At 62.1% G+C, this 19,644-nt stretch carries 23 protein-coding genes; 11 read left to right on the plus strand and 12 right to left on the minus strand.

The features are described from left to right. Positions 1–74: 74 nt before the first annotated feature. Positions 75–845, minus strand: a complete 771-nt coding sequence (locus ACN0X7_RS03715; RefSeq protein WP_417514240.1) for an SDR family oxidoreductase — start codon at positions 843–845, stop codon at positions 75–77. Between the two features lie 187 nt (positions 846–1,032). Between ACN0X7_RS03715 and ACN0X7_RS03720 the strand changes: the two genes are divergently transcribed. The 5 genes from ACN0X7_RS03720 to ACN0X7_RS03740 all read left to right on the plus strand — a co-directional run bounded on the left by ACN0X7_RS03720 (position 1,033) and on the right by ACN0X7_RS03740 (position 5,410). Next, the gene (locus tag ACN0X7_RS03720) at positions 1,033–1,626 is read left to right on the plus strand and encodes a superoxide dismutase (RefSeq protein ID WP_417514242.1); all 594 of its coding nucleotides are present in this window, start codon (positions 1,033–1,035) and stop codon (positions 1,624–1,626) included. A gap of 110 nt (positions 1,627–1,736) precedes the next feature. Beyond that, positions 1,737–2,024 carry a hypothetical protein gene (locus ACN0X7_RS03725; RefSeq protein WP_417514244.1) on the plus strand — a complete coding sequence of 96 codons (288 nt, stop codon included), beginning with the start codon at positions 1,737–1,739 and terminating at the stop codon, positions 2,022–2,024. A gap of 103 nt (positions 2,025–2,127) precedes the next feature. Beyond that, positions 2,128–3,834, plus strand: a complete 1,707-nt coding sequence (locus tag ACN0X7_RS03730; RefSeq protein WP_417514246.1) for an AMP-binding protein — start codon at positions 2,128–2,130, stop codon at positions 3,832–3,834. A gap of 4 nt (positions 3,835–3,838) precedes the next feature. Next, positions 3,839–4,693 (plus strand): alpha/beta hydrolase, encoded by an 855-nt coding sequence (locus ACN0X7_RS03735; RefSeq protein WP_417514248.1) that lies wholly within the window; start codon positions 3,839–3,841, stop codon positions 4,691–4,693. Positions 4,694–4,777: 84 nt separating this feature from the next. Beyond that, positions 4,778–5,410, plus strand: coding sequence for a LysE family translocator (locus tag ACN0X7_RS03740; protein WP_417514250.1), 633 nt, complete (start codon positions 4,778–4,780; stop codon positions 5,408–5,410). Between the two features lie 4 nt (positions 5,411–5,414). Here the strand turns inward: ACN0X7_RS03740 and ACN0X7_RS03745 are convergent, their stop codons facing one another. From ACN0X7_RS03745 to ACN0X7_RS03755, 3 genes are read right to left on the minus strand one after another with little or no spacing between them, the layout of a single operon-like run. Then, positions 5,415–5,714 (minus strand): CcdB family protein, encoded by a 300-nt coding sequence (locus ACN0X7_RS03745; RefSeq protein ID WP_417514252.1) that lies wholly within the window; start codon positions 5,712–5,714, stop codon positions 5,415–5,417. Then, positions 5,714–5,938 (minus strand): type II toxin-antitoxin system CcdA family antitoxin, encoded by a 225-nt coding sequence (locus ACN0X7_RS03750; RefSeq protein WP_417514254.1) that lies wholly within the window; start codon positions 5,936–5,938, stop codon positions 5,714–5,716. The genes ACN0X7_RS03745 and ACN0X7_RS03750 overlap by 1 nt, the downstream gene beginning before the upstream one ends. A gap of 13 nt (positions 5,939–5,951) precedes the next feature. Further along, positions 5,952–7,154 (minus strand): acetyl-CoA acetyltransferase, encoded by a 1,203-nt coding sequence (locus tag ACN0X7_RS03755; RefSeq protein ID WP_417514256.1) that lies wholly within the window; start codon positions 7,152–7,154, stop codon positions 5,952–5,954. Positions 7,155–7,442: 288 nt separating this feature from the next. Between ACN0X7_RS03755 and ACN0X7_RS03760 the strand changes: the two genes are divergently transcribed. Both ACN0X7_RS03760 and ACN0X7_RS03765 read left to right on the plus strand, forming a co-directional pair. After that, positions 7,443–8,129, plus strand: a complete 687-nt coding sequence (locus ACN0X7_RS03760; RefSeq protein ID WP_417514258.1) for a PRC-barrel domain-containing protein — start codon at positions 7,443–7,445, stop codon at positions 8,127–8,129. 138 nt (positions 8,130–8,267) lie between these two features. Then, entirely contained in the window at positions 8,268–8,465 is a 198-nt protein-coding gene (locus ACN0X7_RS03765; protein WP_417514260.1) for a CsbD family protein, read from the plus strand. Between the two features lie 80 nt (positions 8,466–8,545). Here ACN0X7_RS03765 and ACN0X7_RS03770 read toward each other — a convergent pair whose 3' ends face one another. Next, on the minus strand, positions 8,546–10,177 hold the full coding sequence (locus ACN0X7_RS03770) for a GMC family oxidoreductase (RefSeq protein ID WP_417514262.1): 1,632 nt from the start codon (positions 10,175–10,177) through the stop codon (positions 8,546–8,548). Positions 10,178–10,446: 269 nt separating this feature from the next. Beyond that, a complete protein-coding gene (locus ACN0X7_RS03775; protein WP_417514264.1) occupies positions 10,447–11,421 on the minus strand; it encodes a hypothetical protein in 975 nt (324 codons plus the stop codon). A gap of 124 nt (positions 11,422–11,545) precedes the next feature. On the opposite strand from ACN0X7_RS03775, the gene ACN0X7_RS03780 reads away from it, so the two are divergent. Beyond that, a complete protein-coding gene (locus ACN0X7_RS03780; protein ID WP_417514266.1) occupies positions 11,546–12,343 on the plus strand; it encodes a TIGR03084 family metal-binding protein in 798 nt (265 codons plus the stop codon). Positions 12,344–12,579: 236 nt separating this feature from the next. Here ACN0X7_RS03780 and ACN0X7_RS03785 read toward each other — a convergent pair whose 3' ends face one another. The 6 genes from ACN0X7_RS03785 to ACN0X7_RS03810 all read right to left on the minus strand — a co-directional run bounded on the left by ACN0X7_RS03785 (position 12,580) and on the right by ACN0X7_RS03810 (position 17,586). Further along, complete coding sequence (locus ACN0X7_RS03785; protein ID WP_417514268.1) at positions 12,580–14,079, minus strand: CoA-acylating methylmalonate-semialdehyde dehydrogenase; 1,500 nt, start codon at positions 14,077–14,079, stop codon at positions 12,580–12,582. A 93-nt stretch (positions 14,080–14,172) separates the two neighbouring features. Continuing rightward, positions 14,173–14,463 (minus strand): 4a-hydroxytetrahydrobiopterin dehydratase, encoded by a 291-nt coding sequence (locus tag ACN0X7_RS03790; RefSeq protein WP_417514270.1) that lies wholly within the window; start codon positions 14,461–14,463, stop codon positions 14,173–14,175. Between the two features lie 18 nt (positions 14,464–14,481). Further along, positions 14,482–14,937 carry a DUF302 domain-containing protein gene (locus ACN0X7_RS03795; RefSeq protein WP_417514272.1) on the minus strand — a complete coding sequence of 152 codons (456 nt, stop codon included), beginning with the start codon at positions 14,935–14,937 and terminating at the stop codon, positions 14,482–14,484. A gap of 93 nt (positions 14,938–15,030) precedes the next feature. Beyond that, entirely contained in the window at positions 15,031–16,380 is a 1,350-nt protein-coding gene (locus tag ACN0X7_RS03800) for an ATP-binding protein (RefSeq protein ID WP_417514274.1), read from the minus strand. Positions 16,381–16,383: 3 nt separating this feature from the next. Continuing rightward, positions 16,384–17,079, minus strand: a complete 696-nt coding sequence (locus ACN0X7_RS03805; protein ID WP_417514276.1) for a response regulator — start codon at positions 17,077–17,079, stop codon at positions 16,384–16,386. Further along, complete coding sequence (locus tag ACN0X7_RS03810) at positions 17,080–17,586, minus strand: MarR family winged helix-turn-helix transcriptional regulator (RefSeq protein WP_417514278.1); 507 nt, start codon at positions 17,584–17,586, stop codon at positions 17,080–17,082. A gap of 72 nt (positions 17,587–17,658) precedes the next feature. On the opposite strand from ACN0X7_RS03810, the gene ACN0X7_RS03815 reads away from it, so the two are divergent. From ACN0X7_RS03815 to ACN0X7_RS03825, 3 genes are all read left to right on the plus strand, one after another. Further along, positions 17,659–18,546 carry a branched-chain amino acid aminotransferase gene (locus ACN0X7_RS03815; protein WP_417514280.1) on the plus strand — a complete coding sequence of 296 codons (888 nt, stop codon included), beginning with the start codon at positions 17,659–17,661 and terminating at the stop codon, positions 18,544–18,546. Between the two features lie 92 nt (positions 18,547–18,638). Continuing rightward, on the plus strand, positions 18,639–19,193 hold the full coding sequence (locus ACN0X7_RS03820) for a hypothetical protein (RefSeq protein ID WP_417514282.1): 555 nt from the start codon (positions 18,639–18,641) through the stop codon (positions 19,191–19,193). Between the two features lie 68 nt (positions 19,194–19,261). Further along, positions 19,262–19,642 (plus strand): DUF2794 domain-containing protein, encoded by a 381-nt coding sequence (locus ACN0X7_RS03825; RefSeq protein WP_417514284.1) that lies wholly within the window; start codon positions 19,262–19,264, stop codon positions 19,640–19,642. Positions 19,643–19,644: the final 2 nt, after the last annotated feature.

Consider the following 19,644-nt stretch of genomic DNA (forward strand, 5'->3'; position numbering starts at 1 on the left):
CCCGGTTGCACAGCGGTACCGGAAGATATGGGCCGCCGCCGGGGCAGGTCAGCCGTGACCGAAGGTCCCGGTGATCAGGTCGATTCCGGGTTCTTCTTCCTGAACCGCTGCATGCCGCCGATCCAGCGGTCCACGTCGGTTGCCTTGCGGCGCATGTATTCCAGCACCTGCCTGTGCGGAATCATCAGGAACTCTTCCCTGTCCATCGTCTCGATCACGCAGTCGGCCAGTTCCTCCGGCTCGATCATGCCGTCGACGGACGCCACCGAGACATCGCGCCCCGTGGTCATCGCCGTCCGCACCGCCTGCGGGGCCAGCACCGAGACATGCACGCCGCGGTCGCCGTAGTTGATGGCCAGCCATTCCGCGAAGGCGACGGCGGCGTTCTTGGTGACCGCATAGGTCGCCGAGTTCACATGGGTCAGCAGACCCGCAGCCGACGCCGTGTTGATCAGATAGCCCTCACCGCGCACGGCCATCTTCTCGGCCACCGCGCGCGCCGCGTAGACGTGAGCCATGACGTGAATGTCCCAGTTCAACTGCCAGTCGGCGTCGGAGGTTTCCACCCCGCCCATGCGCGCGATACCGGCATTGGAGACGAACACGTCGATATGGCCGTATTTCTCCTCCGCCGCCGCAACCAGCGCCTGGATGTCGTCTTCTTTGGCCACGTTGGTGACCACCCCCAGGCCGTTCACGCTGTCGGCGACCTGTTTCAGGGCGTCTTCCTGAAGGTCGGCCACGACAATGCCCTTGGCCCCTTCGGCATGGAAACGCTCGGCCAGCGCCTTGCCGATGCCGGACGCACCGCCCGTGATGACGCAGATCTTTCCGGTTACCCGCATGTTCGTAATCCTCCCCTTTGGCAGTTGACCTTCTAGCATGCCCCCGATCGGCGGACACCCCTTGACCTGAGCCAGTTTGACGCCCTTTATTCCGGCGTCATATGCACCATGTGGCTAGGCGTTGGGTTTCACACCGCCGCAGTCCGGCGTCGATAGAATCAAGATAACAAGACGGGAGATATCATCCATGGCTTTTCAACTTCCTGACCTGCCCTATGCAGACAACGCGCTGGAGCCGCACTATTCGGCCAACACGTTCAGCTTTCATCACAAGAAGCATCACAATGCCTATGTGACCAAGGCCAACGAACTGGTCGCGGGCACCGACCTCGACAATGCATCGCTGGAAGAAGCCATCCAGCAGGCACACAAGGATGGCAATCAGGGCCTGTTCAATCAGGTGGCGCAGATCTGGAACCACACGTTCTTCTGGAACTCGATGGCCCCGAACGGTGGCGGCGAGGCGACCGGTGACATCGCCGACGCGATCAAGGCCGACTTCGGCTCGACCGAGGAACTGGCCGCCAAGTTCAAGGCCTCCGCGGTCGGCAACTTCGGTTCCGGCTGGACCTGGGTCGTCCTGAACGGCGGCAAGCTGGAGATCGTCAACACCTCCAACGCCGGCACCCCGCTGACCGACGGCATGAAGCCGGTCCTGACGGTCGACGTCTGGGAGCACGCCTATTACCTGGATTACCAGAACCGCCGCCCCGATTTCGTGCAGGCGTTCTTCGACCATCTGGTCAACTGGGACTTCGCCAACGCCAACATGAAGGGCTGATCCGGAACCTCGGACGACCCCGATCAACGAGAAGGCCCGGGCCACCGCCCGGGCCTTTTTTCGTGGCGTCGCCGCGCAGTGCCCCTCTCGCTCCTGTATGATGTGGTTTCATGCAGCCGTTTCTCCACCTCACAATCGCCGTTCCGCTGATCGTGCTGATGAGCACCATCAGATCCGAAGCGCAGACGAGCGCGGCAGACCTGAAACGGCACATCATCGAACAGTCGATCGCGAGCTATCCCGGTCCGTGCCCCTGTCCCTACAACATCATGCGCAACGGACGACGCTGCGGCGGCTTCAGCGCCTATGTCAAACCGGGCGGACACGCCCCGATCTGCTTTCCCGAAGACATCACGCCGGAGATGCTGAAAAAATTCCGCGACTCTCGACGCGAGTGACCCCTTCCCCTATTGCGACGTTCTGGCGCACACTGTATCTGTCAGCGTAACGAAACGGGCCAGCCTGACTGGCCGTATTGACACATACTGAGGGAGCAGCGCCGTGACCGACAAACCCTGGATCGGATCCTTGCCGCCGGGCGTCAAGTGGGATGCCGAGATCGAAACCTTTCCCGTCCAGCAGATTCTGGACGATGCGGTCGCGCAATGGCCCGAACGCAACGCGCTGGATTTCATGGGCAAGACCATCAGCTATGGCGATCTGTCCGACATGGTCGATCGCGCCGCCAAGGGTTTCCAGGCGCTGGGCGTCGGACCGGGCGTGCACGTGGGCCTGTTCCTGCCGAACACACCGCATTACGTCGTCTGCTTCTACGGCATCCTGAAGGCGGGCGGCACGGTGGTGAACTATTCCCCGCTGGATGCGGCCAAGGTGCTGGAGCACAAGATCGAGGACAGTCAGACCGACATCATGGTCACGCTGGATCTGGTCGCGCTCTATCCGCAGATGGCGGCCATGCTGGGCAAGACACGCCTGAAGAAGATCGTCTACGGCAGTCTGACCGATGTCCTGCCCTGGCCGAAAAGCTGGCTGTTCCCGCTGGTGAAGGGCAAGGAAATCGCCAAGGTGCCGTCCGACGAACGTCACGTCAGCTACAAGAAAATGCTGGCCAACGACGGCAAGTTCGACAAGCACCCGATCGCCGATCTGAACGAGACCATCGCCGTGCTGCAGTACACCGGCGGCACCACCGGCCTGCCGAAGGGCGCCATGCTGACCCACGCCAACCTGACTTCGGCGACCAGCATGTATGTGGTCAACAATGGTGGCGACGAACCGACACTGGAAGGCGGCAAGGAACGCATTCTGGCCGTGCTGCCGCTGTTCCACATCTACGCGCTGCAGATCAACATGCTGCTGGCCATGCGGTTCGGGGCCGAGATCGTCCTGCACGCCCGCTTCGAACTGGATGCGGTGATGAAGGATCTGGAAGCCAAGAAACCCACCATGTTCCCGGGCGTACCGACCATGTTCACGGCCATCGTGAACTATCCCGGCATCGAGAAGATGGATCTGTCCTCGCTGAAATTCTGCGCGTCCGGCGGTGCCCCCCTGCCCATAGAGGTGGCGCAGAAGTTCGAGCGGCTGACCGGGTGCAAGCTGGCCGAAGGCTGGGGCATGACCGAAACCAGCCCGGCGGGCGTGTCGACGCCGATCACCGGCGATCCGCGGCCCGGATCCTGCGGCATCCCCATGCCGGGTATCGACTTCAAGTTCATCGACGTCGACGATCCGACGAAGACCCTGCCCATGGGCGAGCGCGGCGAGATCTGCATCAAGGGCGCGAACGTCATGAAGGGCTACTGGAACAAGCCGGAAGCGACCGCCGAAAGCTTCACCGACGACGGCTTCTTCCGCACCGGTGACGTCGGCTACATGGACGAGGACGGATTCCTCTACATCGTCGACCGGACCAAGGACATGATCCTGTGCGGCGGTTTCAACGTCTATCCGCGCAACATCGAGGAGGCGATCTATCAGCACCCCTCGGTCGAGGAAGTCTCGGTCATCGGCATCGATGACGAATATCGCGGGCAGGCACCGAAAGCCTTCATCAAGCTGAAGGACGGGGCCGAGGGCTTCACCCTGGACGAACTGAAAGCCTTCCTGAAAGACAAGCTGGGCAAGCACGAGATGATTTCCGACATGGACATCCGCGCCGAACTGCCGAAGACGCTGGTCGGCAAGCTGTCCAAGAAGGAACTCTACGAGGAAGAAGAGAAGAAGCGGGCAGCCAAGGCGGCCTGATCCGATGGAAGACCGTCAGGACATCGGCTTCACCGCGAACGGTGTCATGCTTGCTGGCTGGTTCTATCCGGCCGGTGAGGATGCGCCCGTCGTGGTGATGAGCCATGGCCTGTCGGCCATCCGGCGCATGAATCTGGACGGCGTCGCAAGACGCCTTCAGGAAGCCGGGCTCGCCGTGCTCTGCTACGATCATCGCAACTTCGGCGACAGCGGCGGCGAACCGCGCCAGGAAGCCGACCCGTGGGCGCAGGTCCGCGACATGCGCGATGCGATCAGCTTCGCCCGCTCCCTGCCGGGCGTCGACCCCGACCGCCTCGGCATCTGGGGCACCAGCTATTCGGGCGGCCATGTGCTGACCGTGGCCGCGCTGGACGACCGCGTGAAATGCGTCGTCAGCCAGGTACCGTTCACCCACGGCGCGCGCACGTTCGACAGCTGGATCCCGGAAAAGGCACGGCAGAAGACGCTGGCCCGCATGAATGCCGACCGGACCGCGCGCTACGCGGGCGAAGCGCCGGCGACGGTGCCAGCAGCCATTGAAGGCACTGAGACCGCCGAATGGGTGGATGAGACCGACACCGAAGGCGTCTACGTCAACGCGCTGACCCTGCGCAGTCTGGAGATGCTGCGCGAGTACGAGCCGCCCAGCTTTGCCGCGCGCATCACACCGACGCCCCTGCTGATGATCATCGCGGACCGCGACACGCAGACGCCGACCGACTGGCAGGTCGAGACGTTCGAGCAGGCGCAGGAACCAAAGAAGCTGGTACGCCTCGACTGCCGCCACTACGACCCGTACAGCCGGAACGTCGATGAGGCCGCTTCCGCCGCCCGCGACTGGTTCGTCCAGCACCTCTGATCGCAGGGCGTCGATGGGCCGCCCTCGACACGGCATGGCGGCACGGTACCATTGCCGCCACCGCCCTGATCCGGAGGAAAATTCATGCCGCCGCTCGACCTGCTGATCCCCTTTGCGCTCGCATCCCTGATCTTCGCCTGCAGCCCCGGGCCGGGCATGCTCTATACGGCGGCGCAGACGGTGGCGCACGGGCGACGGGCCGGGTGGCGCGCGATCCTCGCCCTGCACCTCGCCGAATATGTACACGTGGCCGCTGCCGCCTTCGGCCTGGCCGCGCTGCTGCAGGCCGTGCCGGTGCTCTACACGGTCATGAAGATCGCCGGGGCGGCCTACCTGATCTGGCTGGGCATCCGCATGCTGCGCGCAAACAGCAACCCGTTCGCCGCCGCGAACGAACCGGCGGCGCGGCCCGCCACCTCCACATTTGCGCACAGCCTTGCCGTCGGCGTCCTGAACCCGAAGGCTGCGGCCTTCTATCTCGCCTTCCTGCCGCAGTTCACCGACCCGTCCGCCGGTCTGCCGATCTGGGCGCAGGTTCTGGTACTGGGGGTGGCGGTGAATGTCCTGTTCACCATGACGGACACGATCTGCGTGCTGCTGTCGGACCGGCTCGGTGCGCTGCTGCGCCGCTCGCAAAAGGCGGTACGCCGGGCACAGAAGATCAGCGGCGGCATCCTGATCGGCCTCGGCGCAAGTCTCGCCCTGTCAAAGCAATGAGCGCTCAGAAGCCGTGGAACAGCATGTCCAGCGCGTTGGAGATTTCGGCAAAAGAACCCGACATGTTGTCGATCGGCTGCGGTAGATCACGCGTTGGAAATGAGCCCATCAGATGCGTCGCCATCAAGTAGCGCTCACCCTCAATCTCAAAAAGCGGATGCAGCCTGCTTCTCGGAAATTCGGCGAGATTCTCGGAAATCAATGGCGCAAAGACCCGCGACTGCCTGATGTCGATCAGGTCAGATTGCAATTCGATCAGCAACGTACCATCGCCGGCGATACTGTAGACATCGAACTGCGTCATCAGAACTGACGGTATTTGTCCAGCGGGCTACCGTTCTTCAGATACCACTCATCCCACGCTTCGAACGCAGCACGATTCGCTTCCCGCCAGGCTTTCGCGCGCGGGATCGCCGCGCGGATCTCTTCCGCCGACCGCCCGACGATGCGCACGCCCGCCGCCCGCGCCGCGCGGATCAGCGCGGGATCCAGGTCCGGATCGACAGTCCTGCGCGTATCATCGGCCATCTGCCTGCCCCTATCAGGCGCCGTGCAGGCCGACGATGGCGATGGACGAGACGTTCTGATGCGGGAAGCCGCCCAGATTGTGCGTCAGGCCGATGCTGGGGTTGGACAGCTGCCGGTCGCCGGCGCGGCCCAGAAGCTGGGTGTACATCTCATAGAGCATGCGCAGGCCTGACGCGCCGATGGGATGGCCGAAGCATTTCAGGCCGCCATCGATCTGCGCGGGCACGCCGCCGTCCGCGTCATAGAAACCGTCGAGGAAATCCTTCCAGGCCTCGCCTTCCTTCGAGATGAACAGGTCTTCCGCCGTCACCAGTTCGGTGACCGAGAAGCAGTCGTGGCATTCGAACATCGACACCTGTTCGCGCGGGTTGTCGATGCCGGCTTCGGCATAGGCACGCTTTGCGGCATGGCGCGTGGTCAGGAAATAGCTGCCGTCCCAGCTGTTGTGGCTGGCTTCCAGGCCGTTGGAAACGGCGAGCTGCAGTGCCTTCACCGTCACCATGTCCTTGCGGCCCAGCTTTTCGGCCATTTCAACCGAGCAGACGATGGCTGCCGCCGAACCGTCGGAAACGCCGCAGCAGTCGTACAGTCCCAGCGGATCGGCAATCATCGGCGCATTCAGCACCGTGTCCGTATCGACGACCTTCTGCAGATGGGCCTTCGGGTTCTTCGCACCGTTTTCATGACTCTTCACCGAGACCTGCGCCATCGCGCGCTTCAGATCGCTGTCGGAAACGCCGTGCTTGGTCTTGTAGGCGGTGGCGAGTTGTGCGAACGAGCCGGGCGCGGAGGCGTTCGCCCACGTCATCGCCGATACGGCACCGGCCATGTTCTGCGGCAGACCGCCGTAGCCGGTGTCCTTCAGCTTCTCGACACCGCAGGCCAGCGCGATGTCCGCCGCCCCGGAGGCGACCGCATAGACCGCGCCACGGAAAGCTTCGGTGCCGGACGCGCAGTAGTTCTCGACCCGCGTCACCGGGATGTAGGGGAGCCGTAGCGTGGTCGCGAGCGGCAAGGCCGACTTGCCGACGTGCTGGTCTTCGATGGCCGTGGAGAACCAGGCCGCATCGATCTGATTGGTCTCGATTCCGGCATCGGCGATGCACTCCTCATAGGCCTCGACGATCAGATCCTCGGCGTTGCAGTCCCAGCGTTCGCCGAACTTCGAGCAGCCCATGCCCAGAATGGCGACCTTGTCCCGAATACCTGACGGCATGTCTTCTCTCCCCGACGTGTTGTGTGCGATGCAGGAAAGGTAGCGAAACAGCAGCACACATCAAGCATTTCGCATCCGCATGATCTGTGAACCCTGCAAGATCACCGCTCCGGCTTCTGGATGCGGCACATCGCCCCGAAATCACAGCACCCGTCTTCAATCCCGCCCAATGATCCCAATTTCGGCCATGTGGCTTCGCGAGGATGTCACGCGTAAACAAGAAAAGTGGACAAGTGTACAATGAACAAGAAGATGCTCTCTGCAAGCATACTGGCCCTGGGAATGACAATGGCCGGATTCGGTGCCGCCAACGGTGCCTCGACAACAAATCAGGCGAAAACGGATGACGAGAAGGTAGAAGCCGTGAGCGAATGCCGTGAAGCCATTCGCGATCTCGAATCCGATTACGCAAAGGACGACACGCGTCTGCCCGCGGATCTCCGCCGCGACGAGCGCAGCCTGCGGGAGGCCGCGATGACCTTTGCCCGGAACGGCAATGAGGATGCATGCGAGATGGTGATCTCCGAGATCCGCAACATGCGCGAGAACTACGCCGAGAAGCAGGAAGAGATCGAGGAACGCCGCGCGGAGCGCGAGCGACTGGTCGCGGACAGCATATCCCTGGGACGGGAGGGCCGGCTGGTCTGGATGGACGGCCTGATCGGCGATGAAGTCGTGAACACCCGGGGCGAAGAACTGGGCAACGTCGAGGATGTCGCCGTCAGCAATGGCGCCGACAAACAGGTCTACGTGATGATTTCCCACGGCGGCTTTCTCGGCATCGGCGAGGACATGATCCCGATCCGCCTGTCCGACCTGCGCCAGACGAAGGACGGTGATACGCTGGTGCTGAATGTCGGCGCCGACACGTTTGCCGAAGCGCCCGAAGTCGAATTCGATGACGAGGCCAGGGCCACCGCCAGCGGCTGGGCGTCCGATATGGAAGCCTGGTGGAAACGCAACATCAGCAACTGACGGACCGGACGGAAGCCGCACCCGGACAGGGTGCCTTCCCGCAGACAACAGATCGCCACGGCCGGGTTACGGTCCGCCAGCCGGGCGGTCTGACTTCGCAAGGACACGGACCGGCATCAGACCGAAGGAGAGTTGCATATGAATTCGGAAGAACTGAAGGGTAAGTGGAATCAGCTGACGGGATCGGCGCGCAAACAGTGGGGCAAGCTCACGGACGATGATGTCGCCGAGATCAAGGGCGATCGCGACAAGCTGATCGGCAAGATTCAGGAACGCTACGGCATCGCCAAGGAAGAGGCCGAGAAGCAGGTGGATGACTGGAAAGACGCAGCCTGACACCAACACAGGTCAAGACAGGAAAAGGCGGCGGTAACCCCGTCGCCTTTTTCGTTGGGCAGTCCGGCAGGCCCGGCCCGTCAGGCATCGTCCAGAATGTAGCGGGCACCCTTTTCCGCGATCATCAACGTCGGCGTGTTCGTATTGCCTGACGTGATGGTGGGCATGACGGAGGCATCCACCACACGCAGTCCCTCAAGGCCGAGGACGCGCAACCGGTCATCGACCACAGCCGCCGGATCGTCCGACCGGCCCATCTTCGCCGTCCCGACCGGGTGGAAGATCGTCGTGCCGATGTCGCCGGCGGCCTGCGCCAGCGACTCCGGATCATCGCCGACAGAGGGGCCTGGCAGAAACTCGTCAGGCCGGTATTTCGCCAGCGCGTCCTGCGCCATCAGCCGCCGCGTCACCCGGATGGCATCGGCTGCGACGGTCCGGTCCGCATCGGTATCCAGATAGTTGGGCGCGATCTTCGGCCCGTCATTCGGATCGGCCGAGCGCAGGCGGATCGTCCCGCGCGACGTCGGGCGCAGGTTGCAGGCACTGACGGTCACGGCGGGAAAGCGGTGCAACGGGTCACCGAACTTGTCCAGCGACAGCGGCTGGATATGGAACTGGATGTTGGCGCGGTCATGGTCGGCGCTGGAGCGCGTGAACATCCCGAGCTGCGAGGGTGCCATCGTCATCGGCCCGCGCCGGAACAGCGCATAGCTCAGTCCGATGCCGGCCCTGCCCAGCAGCGAGTGATAGGTCTCGTTCAGCGTCTTCACATTGCTGACCCTGTAGATCGCGCGCTGTTGCAGATGGTCCTGCAGATTGCGTCCGACACCTTCCAGCACGTGATGCACCGCGATGCCTTCATAGGTCAGCCAGTCGGCGGGACCGACACCGGACCGCTGCAGGATGACCGGCGATGCCACGGCACCGGCACTCAGGATCACCTCGCCACGTGCCCGCGCTTCGAAGGTGCGGCCATCGCGGCGAAAGACGATGCCCGTGGCCCGCTTTCCGTCGAACGCGACCCGGTCGATCAGCGCATGGGTCTCGACGCGCAGGTTCGGGCGATCCATCACCGGCTTCAGGAAACCCTTGGCTGCCGACCAGCGCACGCCCTTCTGCTGGTTCACATGAAAATAGCTGACGCCTTCATTGTCGCCCCTGTTGAAGTCGTCGACCTTCGGCACGCCCATCTCGGCGGCGGCGTCGCGGATCGCATCCAGGATTTCCCAGTTCAGGCGGGGCGCTTCCACACGCATCTCGCCATCGTCCGCATGATCGTCGTCGGGGCCCATGAAATGGCCGTCCAGTTTCCGGAAGACCGGATGCACGTCCTCCCAGCCCCAGCCATCGAGGCCCAGTTGCCGCCAGATGCGATAATCCTCGGCCTGTCCGCGCATGGAGATCATGCCGTTGATGGCCGAACAGCCCCCCAGCGTCTTGCCGCGCGGATAGATCAGCGACCGCCCGTTCAGGCCCGGCTCGGGCTCGGTCCTGAACATCCAGTCGGCCCTGGGGTTGCCGATGGCGAACAGGTAGCCGACCGGAATGTGGAACCAGATCCAGTTGTCCCTGCCGCCACCCTCCAGCAGCAGCACGCGGTTCTTCGGGTCCGCCGAAAGACGGTTCGCCAGCAGGCATCCGGCGGTGCCAGCACCGGCGATGATGTAATCGTACTCGCCCTCGAACGGTTCGATTTTCTCTGTCCCGCTCATGGGGTGATTGTCAGGACAGTGGGAGTGGTTGGCAAGGCTGGGTACTGACCAACCACTCCCACTGTGCCATCTCGGTCTCGAGCCGGAGTTGACTGTATTGAACTAATCCTAAATCGGCGGACTCTCTCGGCATCATTCTCCATATTCTATTGCTATTTACGGCGACTATGAATAAAAATCGAAATTCTGAAAATAATAATATAATAATAATTTATAATTATGAAAAAAATTGAAAAATAGTCATTAAGAGTCAAATTTCTTATATATAGTCAATCTTCACCAAAGAATTTTATTTGTCCGATCAAAAAATATTTATCATGCCAAACTCTGCCTAATGGATCAAATTGATAACCGCCACCCCAGAGATTGATGTGCCAATCGCCGACATCATTGGAGTATTCATGTATTTCAGTATTGTTTGATGATTCATTGAGGCCCGAAACTTTCCATGCTTTATATTTCTTAAGAAATTCTACCGTATAAATCTTTGTGCAAACAAGGTTTCCTAGAAAATCTTTGCTGCTGTCGCCCATATAAATTTTCACATCGTCGTTATAACAGCCGACGCCATCCAGAATTACGCGAAACTGCTCTCCAGATTCAATTCGACTTTTCAGTCCGTGTTCATCTTCAATTTTCTTTATATCAGCGTGATTTCCAAATTCATTTTCGTAGAATTCTCTAATCTTTTCAATATCGCCAGATTCTAATGGGTGGTCTTCCAATTTTCCAGGTTCAATGAGATTCGTAAGACCTTTCGCAGTTACCTTCCCTGCCTTGGCAGCCACGAGTGCCCATTCAACGACTTTTTTCGCTGACGCTCTAACTGCCTTCTCCAGTTTGCGCCGCTCTTCCTCCGACAAACTAGAATTTGCAGTATTAAATTTGTGCATCTCCCTTCGTTGCTCTTTGAGTAGATAGGGAAAGATTTTGTTTATCGAAGTTTCTGTTTTGATTGAAATTTCATCAGCTCGCCTTAGGTCGGCTATCGAGGGTTCATTGGCAACTTGGCCGCTAGCATGTCCGCCTTGATTTCGAACGCCTCCACCGTTGTCTTGCAGCCTCCTCTCGCGTTCGTCATCCTCGGCTCGAGTACGTCTCATCGCCTCGCCGATGCTCACGTCATCTTGAAAGGCTCTCTCCTCAGCTCGCCGAAGTTCCCCAACAGATGCGGCTGCATGAACCACATCCTGAAAACCAAGCCCTATTAGCAAGATGGAGAGCGCGATAGATGCTCTGATCATAAATTTCTCCATCAGCGAAATGTTTCAGGCATTATAATTTCAGAAAAATTATTTGATGGACAGAGGTTTTTCTAAGAAGCCGCAATGCTAGAAGATGCGATGAGTGTGGGAGAATCAACTCGACATGCAGCAGGCAGAAGACTTCCGGGCGGAATGCGATGGGGTGAAAGCCCTGATCGCACCGTTGTCGGATGCGGACTTCGAGAAGAAGACCGCGTTCAAGGACTGGACGATCAATGACGTCATCGGCCATCTGCACATGTGGAACCGGGCCGCCGAGCGCAGTCTGAACGCGCCCGACGAATTCAACGAAATGCTGCAGGGCGTGTATGCCCACCGTGAGAAAGGCGGCACCCTGCCCCAGTTCGAATACAAGTGGCGGAACGGCATGTCGGGCCGGGCACTGGCGGATGCGTGGGCGGAAACCTACGTCGAGGTCGCCGACGCATTCGCCGCAGCCGATCCCTCGCAACGCCTGCCGTGGGGCGGGCCATCGATGAGCGCGCGGTCATCCATTTCCGCACGCCTGATGGAGACCTGGGCGCACGCGCAGGAAATCTATGACGTGCTGGGCCAGACCCGGCAGAACCGCGACCGCATCCGCAACATCGTCGTGCTGGGCGTGAACACCTTCGGCTGGACCTATGCCGTGCGCGAGGAAACACCGCCGGGCCCGATGCCGTTCCTGCGCCTGACCGCTCCGTCGGGCGACATCTGGACCTATGGCGACGAAAGCACGGTGGAACGGATCGAGGGCGCGGCAGAGGAATTCTGTCAGGTCGTGACCCAGGTCCGGAACATCGCCGACACGAACCTGAAGGTTACCGGCCCGGTGGCCACCGACTGGATGTCCAAGGCACAGTGCTTCGCCGGCGCTGCCTCACCGCCGCCCGCGCCGGGCACGCGTATGACCGCGGCCTGACGCATTCCGGCGCCTGATCGAGGCGGTCACATGCACAGCGTGTCACCCCCGGCTTGTCCGGGGATGAACGTCCAATCTTCGAACGGCAGAGGTGCTGTATACTCGGCAAGGCCCCCGGACAAGCCGGGGGTGACACACCGGGTAGCGGCGATTCAGTCAACGACCGGACGTCCGAAACAGTTCTGCACTGCTTCGGTCGCCCGCCTCGCCAGTCGCCCCATGCCAAGGCGGACGGACTAGCTTTTGATCGTCGGGATCGTGAAGTCCGGCCCGATCTGGACACCGCCCGGCCAGCGGGAGGTGACCGTCTTGATCTTGGTGTAGAACTTGACGCCTTCCGGACCGTGCTGGTTGGTGTCACCGAACGCCGAGTTCTTCCAGCCGCCGAACGTGTGGAACGACAGCGGCACCGGGATCGGCACGTTCACGCCGACCATGCCGACCTGCACCTTGCGGGCGAAGTCGCGGGCGGCATCGCCATTGTGGGTGAAGATGGACACGCCGTTGCCGAATTCATGATCCGACGGCAGGCGGGTCGCCTCGTCGAAATCCTTCGCGCGCACGACCGACAGGACGGGACCGAAGATCTCTTCCTTGTAGATCCGCATGTCCTCGGTGACATTGTCGAACAGGCAGCCGCCCATGAAATAGCCGTTCTCGTAACCCTGCATCCTGAACTCGCGGCCATCGATCAGCAGGTCCGCCCCTTCCTCGATCCCCAGATCGACATAGGACTTCACCTTGGCCAGATGCTCGGCGGTGACCAGCGGGCCGAAATGCGCGTCCGGGTCTGTGGACGGGCCGACCTTCAGGTTCTCGACCTTCGGGATCAGCTTTTCCAGCAGCTTGTCGGCAGCCTCGTCGCCCACGGGCACCGCCACCGAGATCGCCATGCAGCGCTCACCGGCGGAACCGTAAGCCGAGCCGATCAGGGCATCGGAGGCCATTTCCATATCCGCGTCCGGCATGACGATCATGTGGTTCTTGGCACCGCCCATGGCCTGACAGCGTTTGCCCTGCTCGGCCGAGCGGGAATAGATGTACTTCGCGATGGGCGTCGAACCGACGAAGCTGACGGCCTGGATGCGCGGGTCGTCCAGGATCGCGTCGACCGAGACCTTGTCACCGTTGACGACGTTCATGACTCCGGCGGGGGCACCGGCTTCCATCATCAGTTCGGCCAGGCGCATGGGCACGCTCGGGTCCTTTTCCGACGGCTTCAGGATGAAGGTGTTCCCGCAGGCGATGGCGATGGAGTACATCCACATCGGCACCATGGCGGGGAAATTGAACGGCGTGATGCCGGCAACGACGCCCAGCGGCTGGCGCATGGAATAGAGGTCCATGCCGGTCGCCACGGAATCGGAAAACTCACCCTTCAGCAGGTGCGGGATGCCGCAGGCGAATTCGACCACTTCCAGACCGCGCTGCACGGACCCGCGCGCATCGGGCACGGTCTTGCCATGTTCGGACGACAGCAGTTCCGCCAGTTCGTCCATATGCTTCTCGATCAGGTCCTTGTAGCGGAACATGACGCGCGCACGATGCATCGGCGAGGTCGCGGCCCAGGCCGGGAAGGCTTCCTGCGCGTTGGCAACGGCCCTGTCCATCTCCTCGACCGAGGCCAGCGCGACCTCCTTGGTCTGCTCGCCCAGCGTCGGGTTGTAGACGGGATGGGTACGCCCCGAAGAACCGGCGACATGTTCGCCGCCAATGAAATGACCGATCTGCTGCATGAACTCTCTCCCCGAGTGCGCGTGTTGTCTGCCTGAACTTGTAGGCGACGCCGGGGACCGGAGCAAGATGCGGCGCAGGCATACGGGCCTTGTTCAGCCCGCCGTCTTGTCCATGAACTTCGCCAGCTTCACGTCCAGTTCGGTCACCCCGCCCGCGTCGTGCGTCGACAGCGTCACGTCGACGGTCTTGTAGACATTGAACCATTCGGGGTGGTGATCCATCTTCTCGGCCTTCAGGGCCACGCGGGCCATGAAACCGAACGCCTCGTTGAAGTCCTTGAACTCGAAGCTCTTCTCAATGGCATCGCGCCCGTCGACGGCCTGCCACCCCGACAGTTCCGCCATTGCCTCGGCGCGCTGTCCGTCCGTCAGTTTCTCAGCCATGATTCTGCTCCCTGTCGATCATTCTACCGCTGTCGATGCGATACGCGCCCAGATGACGTCCAGTTCGGCAGCCATCCGGTTCAACGCATCGCCCCCATCGTAGGGTGCGAAGGCGTCCGTCGGAATGCGATAAGTCAGCGCCGCCGTCCCGTCGGCCCGTTCGGTGATGTAGAATCGCAACGGCGCTTCGATGCCGGCGGGCACGCTGGCGGCCAGCATGCGCACGGCAAAGTCGTTGCGGAAGACGCCGACGACGAGGTTGCCGGGAATCTTGATCCCGCGCCCTGCCGCACCGGCACTCGCGCTCGCCCGGCTGACGACGAAGAAGCCCTCCGCATCGACCGCCGCTTCCAGCGCGTCGGCCAGTTCGGCAAATGACTTGGAGGACGGCAGCGTGACCGTCCCGGGCACCTGATCGGCCTGGGCGGGCAGTGTCAGGAAAAGGGCGAAAAGGACGATGAGTGCGCGACGCATTTGGACCTCCACGGGCTTGCAGGGGCAATCATCGCGCGATTGGCGGACCTGCGTGAGCGGTTAATCCGTGGCTCACGCGATTGTGGGGGCGCGTCATACCGGCAGTCGAAGTTCCACGCGCAATCCGCCCATGGGAGAGTCCAGCAACCGTATGTCGCCGCCATGCTGGCGCACGACGTCCCGCGCAATGGTCAGGCCCAGCCCGGCGCCGCCCGCATCGGGCCCGCGCGCGCTGTCCAGCCGCCGGAAGGGCTGAAACACGTCCTTGCGCTGATCGGCGGGAATGCCCGGTCCGTCGTCATCGACCTGCACGAAAATCTGGTTCACCCGCCGCTCGGCGCGAATCGAGATCCTGTCCGCAAACCGTCGGCTGTTCTCGACCAGGTTCACCAGGCAGCGCTTCAGACCGTTGGGCCGCCCGATCATGTCCAGATCTCCGACCGTCTCGACGGAAACATTCGCGTTCTGGCGCTGCATATCGGTTTCGATCGAGCGCAACAGGGCTGCGAAATCCACCGGCTCGGCAGGTTCCTGATCCTGACCGCGGGCATAGGCGAGGTAGTCGTCGACCATCCGCTGCATGTCGTCGACGTCGCCGCGCAGCGCCTCGATCTCGTCGGTTTCGCCCAGCATCGCCAGTTGCAGCTTCATGCGGGTCAGCGGTGAGCGCAGATCGTGGCTCACCCCGGCCAGCATCTCGCTGCGTTGTTCCACCTGCCGGGTCATGCGCTGCTTCATTTCCAGCAGGTTGCGGGCCGCCTGCCGGACCTCTGCCGCGCCGCTGGGCCGGAAGTCGGGGGCCTCCTGCCCCTTGCCGAATTTCTCCGCTGCCGAGGCCAGCCATCGGATCGGGCGGATCTGGTTGCGCAGGAACAGGATGGCGATGAACAGCACGATCACCGACGTGCCCATCATGCCGAAGATGAAGATGTTGATGGTCAGCGAATAGAGCCGCTCGTCCCGCGTCGTCAGCCGGATCACACCCTCGGGCAGTTCGACCGCAACGATGAAGTTCCGCGCCTCGGTCTCGGTATCGATGGTGAAGGGCCGCCAGATCCGCGTCACCAGATTGCGCGCCAGCATCCGGTCCTTCAGGGAGAAATTCTGGTCATCGAAGTTCGCGCGCGTGATCGGGTTCTCCAGCGTCTCGCCGGGTAGATATTCGACCTCCAGACTGAGATGTCGCCGGGCGGTGTTGAACAGCCAGTCCACCTTCTGCGGATCCGGGTCCAGGCGGATCTGGTCGATGATCAGCGCGATCTCCCCGGCGACACCGAACGCCATGTGCGCCGACACGGAATTCCAGTGCCGTTCGTAGAAGAACCAGGCGACGATCGCCTGAAGCACGATCATCGGCGTGATGATGATCAGAAGCGCACGCGGGAACAGCCGCTTGGGCAACCATCGGCGCAGGCCCAGTTCGAATGGCAGGTTGATGCGCACCGGTCAGTCCATCGGCGTCGCGTGCAGCACATATCCCTCGCCGCGAATGGTCTGCAGGTGGACCGGATTGCGCGGATCGTCTTCCAGCTTGCGCCGCAGCCGGGTGATCTGCACATCGATCGCCCGCCCCGCCGGATCGCCGTCGTTACCGATGTTTCCAGCCAGCAGGTCCCGGCTCATGGTCTCGCCCGGCCGGCTGGCCAGGAACTGCAGCAGCGCCGATTCCCCGCTTGTCAGGCGGACCGGCACCTCATCCTGGGTCAGGCGCCGGCTGCTGCGGTCGAACACGAACGCACCGAAGCCCACACGCTGACTGGTCCGCGTACGGCGCTCGCGCCTGAGAATGGCCCGGATGCGGAGCAGCAGTTCCGCCGGCTCGAACGGCTTGGACAGGTAATCGTCGACACCGGTTTCCAGACCGGCGATGCGGTCACCGGAATCGCCGAGCGCGGTGAGCATCAGGATCGGCACGTTCTGGCCGGCTGTGCGCAGGCGTTCGGCAAAACTTCTGCCATCCTCGCCCGGCAGCATGACGTCCAGGATGACCAGATCGAAGACGATGCCGCGCAGACGCTGATCGGCATCGGCGGTGGATGCCGCCTCGGAAACGCGGAACCCGTTCTCTCCCAGAAACCGTCGGAGCAGGTCCCGCAGGCGGCTGTCATCGTCGACCACAAGGATATGCGGTGCGTCCGACACCTAGCCGTCCTCCACAAGCGAGAAGACGTCGGACCGGTCATCGGGATCGACCAGCGCGCGCAACACCGCCGCATAGCCCTTCACCGCTTCCGGTCCGGCTTCCTCGAAGGCTTCGCGGACGCGATCACGCTGCGGTGCCGAACAGGCTGCCTCCAGCGCCACGCCCTGATCGGTCAGATGCAGGTGCCGCATCCGGCGGTCGCGCTTGCCCTGCCGCTGTTCGACGTAGCCGTCGCGCACCAGCGAACCCAGCACCCGCGACAGGGACTGCTTCGTGATCCTGAGAATGCCGAGCAGCTGCTGCACGGTAATCCCCGGGTTGCGGCCCACGAAGTGGATGACCCGGTGATGCGCCCGACCATAGCCATACTCGGCCAGCACATTGTCCGGACCGGACGTGAAATCACGATAGGCGAAGAACAGCAGTTCGATCGCCTTCCGGATATCTGTCTCGGAATAATCGGAAATTTCGTCCGGCAGCCTGGCTGATAAATTTAAGTCAACCATGTTGACGTATATTCCTCACAATGTTACAAACCCTACGTCAATTGAGACATATTCGTTCAAACGAGGCCCACAATGAGCAACTTTGCCGACCTGGAAGGTCTGATCTGGTATAACGGAAACATGGTTCCCTGGCGCGAAGCGGACGTGCATGTGCTGACACATGGTCTGCACTATGCCAGTTGCGTATTCGAGGGTGAACGGGTTTATGAAGGCGAGATTTTCAAGCTGACCGAACACAGCGCGCGGCTGGTCCATTCCGCCGACGTGCTCGATTTCGAGATCCCCTATTCGGTTGCCGAGATCGACCAGGCCTGCCGCGACGTGGTGAAGGCGAACGACATCACCGACGGCTATGTCCGCCCGGTCGCCTGGCGCGGCAGCGAGATGATGGGCGTTTCGGCGCAGTCGAACCGCATCAACCTGGCCATCGCGGTCTGGGAGTGGCCCAGCTATTTCGCCCCCGAAGAGCGCCTGCGCGGCATCCGCCTGCAGATCTCGAAGTGGCGGCGCCCGGATCCGATGACCGCGCCGACGGATTCCAAGGCAGCCGGTCTGTACATGATCTGCACCCTGTCCAAGCACAAGGCCGAGAAAGACGGCTATCAGGACGCCCTGATGCTGGACTGGCGCGGTCAGGTGGCCGAGGCGACCGGTGCGAACATCTTCTTCTCGAAAGACGGTGTGCTGCACACGCCGACGCCGGACTGCTTCCTGGACGGCATCACGCGCCGTACGGTCATGGATCTGGCACGCAAGCGCGGCATCGAGATCGTGGAACGCGCGATCATGCCGGAGGAAATGGCCGAGTTCGAGGAATGCTTCCTGACCGGCACTGCCGCCGAGGTGACGCCGGTCCGCGAGATCGGACCCTACAGCTTCACGCCGGGGCAGATCTGCAAGGACCTGATCGGTGACTACGACGCCGTCGTGCGCCGGAAGAACACCGCCGCCGCGGCCTGACGTCGGGCAACAGGCTTTCGTCCGGGGGGCGGTTCTCTTATGTAGAGGGCCGCCCTTCGCACTTCAGGGATCATCATTTTGGAGACAGTCCCGTGGCCCGCAGCGGAAAACCGCCCCCCAGTCAGCGCAACAACGCCAATCCTCGCCTGAGACGCAGCAGGTCCGCTTCATCCGGCGATGCCGTCCCGGCGTCGGCCCTGACCATCTGGAAGGAGAAGGACCTGACCCAGTTCAAGCTGGGGGTGATCGAACTGGATGAGACCGGCAGCAACAGCGCATTGGAGAAGGCCGCCCGTGCCCGCGCCAGCGACGTGGATGCGGCGATCGTCTATGCCTACCTGCTGGACACGCCGGTCAGCACCGCCTGGTGGCGCGAGTGGGCCGGGTACGACCTGGAGGAGGATCTGCTGCGCGCCGCCGTGCTGGCGCGGCCCGCGGTCCGTGCCCGCCTGAACAGCTTCGATCCGAAGGACAATGAATGGGGTGTCGACAACCGGGAGGATTTCGCGGATCTGCTGATCCACGCCCATCATGCCGAGATTGACGAGGACGACATCCGCAAGGGGTTCCGCTCCTGGCTCGCCAGCCTGCCGCCCGATGCCCGCCGCCTGTTCGCCGCCGACCTGAAGAAGTGGATGCGCGCCTGATCGGCTCTGGTGTCGGGCCGCGTGGGGTGTCATCATTCGGGCACCATCCACCGGGGAGAGCGCAGTTCATGGGCGAAGTTGTCAGTCTGGATGCTTACGGGACCGGCACGCGGCAGGGCAGTTCATCGTCCGGCGGCAAGCAGCCGGAAATGGATGTCTGCTTCGACCGCCGCGAACTGGGGCAGATTCTTGACGTCTACGGCCACATGGTCGCGAACGGGGACTGGCGCGACTATGCCATCGGGCATGACCGGGATGTCTGCGTGTTCGCCGTGTTCCAGCGCGCTTCGGAAGCCCCCCTCTACCGCATCGTGAAGCGCCCCAAACTGGCCAGGAAGCAGGGCATGTTCCAGGTCATCGCCCGGGATGGACGGGTGATGAAACGCGGTCACGATCTGCAGGCGGTCCTGCGAGTCTTCGACGCCAAGCGCTGGAAAGTCGTCGAGTAGAG

The sequence above is a fragment of the Minwuia sp. genome (genome assembly GCF_048263705.1).
Lineage (GTDB): Bacteria > Pseudomonadota > Alphaproteobacteria > Minwuiales > Minwuiaceae > Minwuia.